Annotated in this window: 7 protein-coding genes; all 7 read left to right on the top strand. The window is 64.1% G+C overall.

The window, feature by feature from the left end; translation table 11 throughout:
* Positions 1-376 (top strand): DUF1214 domain-containing protein (locus tag ACEW8G_RS02210; protein WP_373486816.1); only part of this gene is annotated, 376 nt, incomplete at its 5' end.
* On the top strand, positions 373-894 hold the full coding sequence (locus ACEW8G_RS02205) for a DUF1254 domain-containing protein (RefSeq protein ID WP_373486815.1): 522 nt from the start codon (positions 373-375) through the stop codon (positions 892-894). The genes ACEW8G_RS02210 and ACEW8G_RS02205, both read left to right, overlap by 4 nt.
* Positions 895-1,012: 118 nt before the next feature.
* Positions 1,013-1,744 (top strand): heme ABC transporter permease CcmC, encoded by a 732-nt coding sequence (ccmC, locus tag ACEW8G_RS02200; protein WP_373486814.1) that lies wholly within the window; start codon positions 1,013-1,015, stop codon positions 1,742-1,744.
* Complete coding sequence (locus tag ACEW8G_RS02195) at positions 1,741-1,869, top strand: hypothetical protein (RefSeq protein ID WP_373486813.1); 129 nt, start codon at positions 1,741-1,743, stop codon at positions 1,867-1,869. Before ccmC ends, ACEW8G_RS02195 begins: the two co-directional genes overlap by 4 nt.
* A 16-nt stretch (positions 1,870-1,885) precedes the next feature.
* Positions 1,886-2,338, top strand: a complete 453-nt coding sequence (ccmE, locus tag ACEW8G_RS02190; RefSeq protein ID WP_373486812.1) for a cytochrome c maturation protein CcmE — start codon at positions 1,886-1,888, stop codon at positions 2,336-2,338.
* Positions 2,335-4,317 (top strand): heme lyase CcmF/NrfE family subunit, encoded by a 1,983-nt coding sequence (locus ACEW8G_RS02185; protein WP_373486811.1) that lies wholly within the window; start codon positions 2,335-2,337, stop codon positions 4,315-4,317. The genes ccmE and ACEW8G_RS02185 overlap by 4 nt, the downstream gene beginning before the upstream one ends.
* The coding region (locus ACEW8G_RS02180) for a redoxin family protein (protein ID WP_373486810.1) at positions 4,314-4,747 on the top strand (434 nt) is incomplete at its 3' end. The genes ACEW8G_RS02185 and ACEW8G_RS02180, both read left to right, overlap by 4 nt.

Here is a 4,747-nt window from a genome sequence, read left to right as displayed (position 1 = left end):
CGAGCGTGAGGCGATCTATTTCAACGCATCGACCGACAGCGCGGACGCGCCGCTAAGCGGCAGATGCCGCTACCGGGTGCGTGGGCAGGCGGTCGCGGCGCGCTGGTGGAGCCTGACGCTGTATGACAGCAAGGGTTATCTGATCGCCAACCAGGCCGATGTCTATTCGCTGGGCAGCGCCGCCCTGTCGCCAGATGAGGCGGATGACTGGTCGCTGGTGATCGGACGCGCGCGTGAGGGCGATCATTGGATACCCGTTGCCAGCGCGGAACCGTTTGAACTGACATTGCGTGCCTATCACCCCGCGCCAGAGTTGCTGGCGGGCCGGGGCACGGCGCAACTGCCGGTGATCGAGCGGCTGGGCTGTGCGTCGTGAAACGCTGGCTGGGGCCTTTGCTGGTGCTTGGCGTTGCGGCGACAATCGGCTGGTATGCGACGCTGGCGGCGGCGCCGCAGGTGATCATGGCGCGTGCGTGGGACAGGCTTGCCGAGCAGGCCGGGGTCAACCGGATGACGCACAGCCCGCTGGTCACCGCGAGCCGCCAGACCATCGTGCGGCCCAGCCCCGACCTTGCCTATTCGGTATGTGCGTTTGATCTGTCAGATGCGCCGCTTGCCATCCATGCGCAGCCGGTGCCCGGCCATTACTGGTCGCTGACCGTGTTCGACCACCAAACCAACGTTGCCTTCGTCGCCAGCGACCGCGACAGCAAGGGCGCACCGGTGGATATCGTGCTGGCAACGGCGGGCCAGCAGGTGCCTGTCGGCGTGCAGCGAATCGATCTTCATGCGGACAAGGGCGTGGCGCTGATCCGCGTGCTGGTGAACAGCCGCGAGACGTTTGATTCGGTGCGAGAATATCGCAACCAATCCTGGTGCCGACCAGTCGGCTAGCGACAGGCAGGGCATGCGCACGCGACAATGCAAAATGGCTTGAGGCTAGCGGCACATCGTGGCAACAAGGCGCACCGCCGATATAACTTGGCGCGAGGAAAGCACGCACAGTTCTGCCATGCATGGTTTTGCCAATCCTACCCGGTTTCTCTCTATCGCCCGGCCCCTGACAGCGGCCTTTCTGTTCACCGGCATCGTGATGGTCGCCATCGGCCTGTTCATGGGGCTGGTGCTGGCACCTGCCGACCGGCTGATGGGCGAGACGGTGCGTATCCTGTATATTCACGTCCCCGCCGCATGGCTGGGCATGGCGGGCTGGACGAGTATTGCCATCGCCAGCCTAATCGAATTGGTCTGGCGGCATCCGCTGGCGGGCATCGCGGCGCGCGCGTCGGCACTGCCCGGCGCGTTTTTCGCCGCACTGTGCCTGATCACCGGGTCGATCTGGGCCAAGCCGACCTGGGGCACCTGGTGGGTGTGGGACGGGCGGCTGACATCGATGCTGGTGCTGTTTTTCCTGTATCTGGGTTATATGGCGCTGGCCGATGCCAGCCAGAAGGAGGCCGCGCAGGGTCGCACCGGCACCGCGCGGGTCGCTGCGATTTTTGGGCTGGTCGGGGCGATCAATGTGCCGATCATCAATCGCTCTGTCGTGTGGTGGAACAGCCTGCACCAGCCCGCCAGCATCACCATGGGAAAATCAGCAATTGATCCAGCATTTTTGTGGCCGCTGGGCATTGCCGTTATCGGGTTCAGCCTTATTTTTGGAGCGATTGTGTTGATGCGGATGCGGACTCTGCTGGCGTCGATCCGGGTGGAAGCGCGGATGCGCAGGCTGGCAGCCGCATGACCGACTGGACATTCGTGACCATGACCTATGTGCTGGGCATCAGCGGCACAATCGGGCTGATCGGCTATTGCTGGATGGCCCTAAAGCGCGCAGAAGCCCGGCTGGACGACCTCAAGCGCAAGTGACCGGACACAAACACCCATGAAAGCCAAACATCAGCGCCTCGTTCTCATCAGCATCGCCTTTGTCGCGTTGCTCGCGGCGGGACTGATCGCGGCCTATGCGTTGCGCGGGCAGGCGAGCTATTTCTTCACGCCGGGCGAGCTGGTCGCTGCCGATGTCGAGCCGGGCCAAGCGATCCGTCTGGGTGGCATGGTCCAAACAGGATCGATCAAGAAGCTGGCCGATGGCGTGACCATCGATTTCATTGTCGAGGATGGCGAGGGCACCGTGCCAGTGCGCTTTTCAGGCATCACCCCGGCGCTGTTTGTCGAGGGCTCGGGCGTCGTCGCCGAGGGCCGGATGGACCGCGCGGGCTTTTTCGTGGCCGACAATCTGCTCGCCAAGCATGACGAGAACTACGTGCCCCGCGAGATGCAAGACATGACCAAAGCCGACGTGAAAAAGGTCGCGGGTACGGTGGCCCAGCCATGATTGCTGAAACCGCGCTGGCGCTGCTGTGGCTCGCCGCCGCATTGGCATTGTTGCAGCTTGGACTTGGCAGCTATGCACTGACCGCACGCGGCGCGCCGTTTTTGCAGGCGGTGCGGCCCGTTGCGGTGGCGCAGGGCGTGCTGGTCACTGTCTCGTTCGCGCTGCTGATCGTGCTGTTCGTGCGCAGCGACCTCTCGGTCAAGCTGGTTGCAGCCAACAGCCATTCGCTGAAGCCGCTGATCTACAAGATCTCGGGCACATGGGGCAATCACGAAGGCTCGATGCTGTTGTGGATTACCGTCATGGGGCTCGCCGGCGGGCTGATCGCACTGCTTGAGCGCCGCCTCAACGACCGCACGTTGATTGCGACGCTGGCAGGGCAAGCCTTTGTTAGCCTTGGGTTTTATGCGTTTCTGCTGTTTTCCTCCAACCCGTTCGAGCGGCTGAACCCTGCGCCGCTGGAAGGCAACGGGCTCAACCCGCTGCTGCAGGACCCCGGCCTCGCGTTCCACCCGCCGACGCTGTACATCGGCTATGTCGGGCTGTCGGTGGCGTTCTCGTTTGCGATTGGCGCGCTGATCACCCGCGATGTTGGCGCGAGTTTCGCCCGCGCGATGCGGCCCTGGGTGCTCGGCGCATGGGTGTTCCTGACGCTCGGCATCGTCGCAGGGTCATGGTGGGCCTATTATACGCTCGGTTGGGGCGGCTGGTGGTTCTGGGACCCGGTCGAGAACGCCTCGCTGATGCCGTGGCTCGCCGCGACCGCGTTGCTCCATTCGGTCAGCGTGCTGGCGACGCGCGGCGCGCTCAAGGCGTGGACCGTGATGCTGGCGGTGGTCGCCTTCTCGATGTCGATGGTCGGCACGTTCCTGGTGCGCTCAGGGATTTTGACCAGCGTCCATGCGTTCGCAGTCGACCCCGAGCGCGGCAGCTTCATTCTGGCGCTGCTGGCAATCTATATCGGCGGCGCGCTCGCGTTGTTCGGGCTGCGCGCCTCGACGGTGACCGAAGGCTCGCGCTTTCATCTGTTCAGCCGCGAAGGCGCGCTGGTGATGAACAATGTGATGTTGGTCGGCATTCTGGGCATCGTGTTGATGGGCACGCTTTACCCGCTGGTGACCGAGGCGTTTGGCACCAAAGTTTCGGTGGGACCGCCTTATTTTAACCCGGTCGGCGCGATCTTCGTGTTCCCGATGCTGGTGATCATGGCGGCGGGGCCGCTGATGCGCTGGCGATCCGATAATGGCAAGAAGCTGGCAAACCTGCTCGCTCTTCCCGCGTTGGCGCTCGCGGTGGCACTGGCGCTGGTCGTGGTGTTTGCCGGCGACATCGGCATCCTGCCCTTGCTCGGTCTGGTCTTTGCCGCCGGGCTGGCGGTGGCGAGCGTACTGCCCTTGTGGAAGCGCAACCTGCGCCGCACGCCCGCGCATATCTATGGCATGGTGCTGGCGCATCTGGGCATCGCGGTGGCGCTGGCCGGCATGGCATCCGAATCCGCATTCAACACCGAAAAGCTGGTCGCCAGCGAGATCGGCCAGAGCCATCAAGTTGGCCCGTGGACGATCGAACTGCAAAGCATCGCGCCCATCGCCGGGCCGAACTGGACTGCGTTGGAGGCACGGCTGGTGACCCGCTATGGCGACAGCAGCACCCAGACTGTAATGACCCCGCAATCGCGCATGTTCGCGTCGCCGCCGACCGCAACCAGCAACGCCGCTTTGTTGACGCGCTGGAACGGTCAGCTTTACGCGGTGCTGGGCGAAGAGGGCGATGATGGCCGCTGGCAGCTGCGTCTGTGGTGGAAGCCGTTTGTGCCGCTGATCTGGTACGGCGGTCTGTTGATCGGACTGGGCGGATTGCTTACACTGGTTGGCCGTACCGCGCGCGATCTCCGCCGCAAGGACTCGGTCGAACCTGAGCCCGCGCCCGCACCCGAGGTTGCCCCCCGTCCGGCCGGAGGCAGGGAAGCGCTCGCGTGAAACATTGGGCGATCTGGCTGCCGCTGGCGGTGTTTGGCGTGTTGTTTGGGGTGTTCGCGACGGGGCTGCTCGCCCCTGCGGATCGCACCATCACATCGCAGATGATCGGCAAGCCACTGCCCGCGTTTGACCTGCCGCCAGCGGTGCCGGAACGCCCGGCGGTGAGCCGCGCGAACTTCGCCGATGGCAAGCCCAAGCTGCTCAACGTGTTTGCCAGCTGGTGCGTGCCGTGCGTCGCCGAAGCGCCCTATTTGCAGGAACTTGCGGACGCCGGGGTTGAGATCAACGGCGTCGCGATCCGCGATCGCGGTCCCGATGTTGCAGCCTTTCTGCAGCGCAACGGCAACCCCTATGCACGGATCGGATCGGACGATGTCAGCAAGATACAGTTTGATCTGGGTTCGTCGGGCGTGCCCGAGACATTCGTGAT

Origin of the sequence: Blastomonas sp., from assembly GCF_041747255.1 — a bacterium.
Taxonomy (GTDB): domain Bacteria; phylum Pseudomonadota; class Alphaproteobacteria; order Sphingomonadales; family Sphingomonadaceae; genus Blastomonas.
Note: the sequence above shows the minus strand (reverse complement) of the source record. Positions and strands in the feature narration are given on the sequence as shown.

What these genes read in the sequence shown, in the direction of transcription:
- ccmC (WP_373486814.1), top strand. Translation starts at nt 1,013, where the DNA reads ATGCATGGTTTTGCCAATCCTACCCGGTTTCTCTCTATCGCCCGGCCC.
- ACEW8G_RS02195 (WP_373486813.1), top strand. Translation starts at nt 1,741, where the DNA reads ATGACCGACTGGACATTCGTGACCATGACCTATGTGCTGGGCATCAGC.
- ccmE (WP_373486812.1), top strand. Translation starts at nt 1,886, where the DNA reads ATGAAAGCCAAACATCAGCGCCTCGTTCTCATCAGCATCGCCTTTGTC.
- ACEW8G_RS02185 (WP_373486811.1), top strand. Translation starts at nt 2,335, where the DNA reads ATGATTGCTGAAACCGCGCTGGCGCTGCTGTGGCTCGCCGCCGCATTG.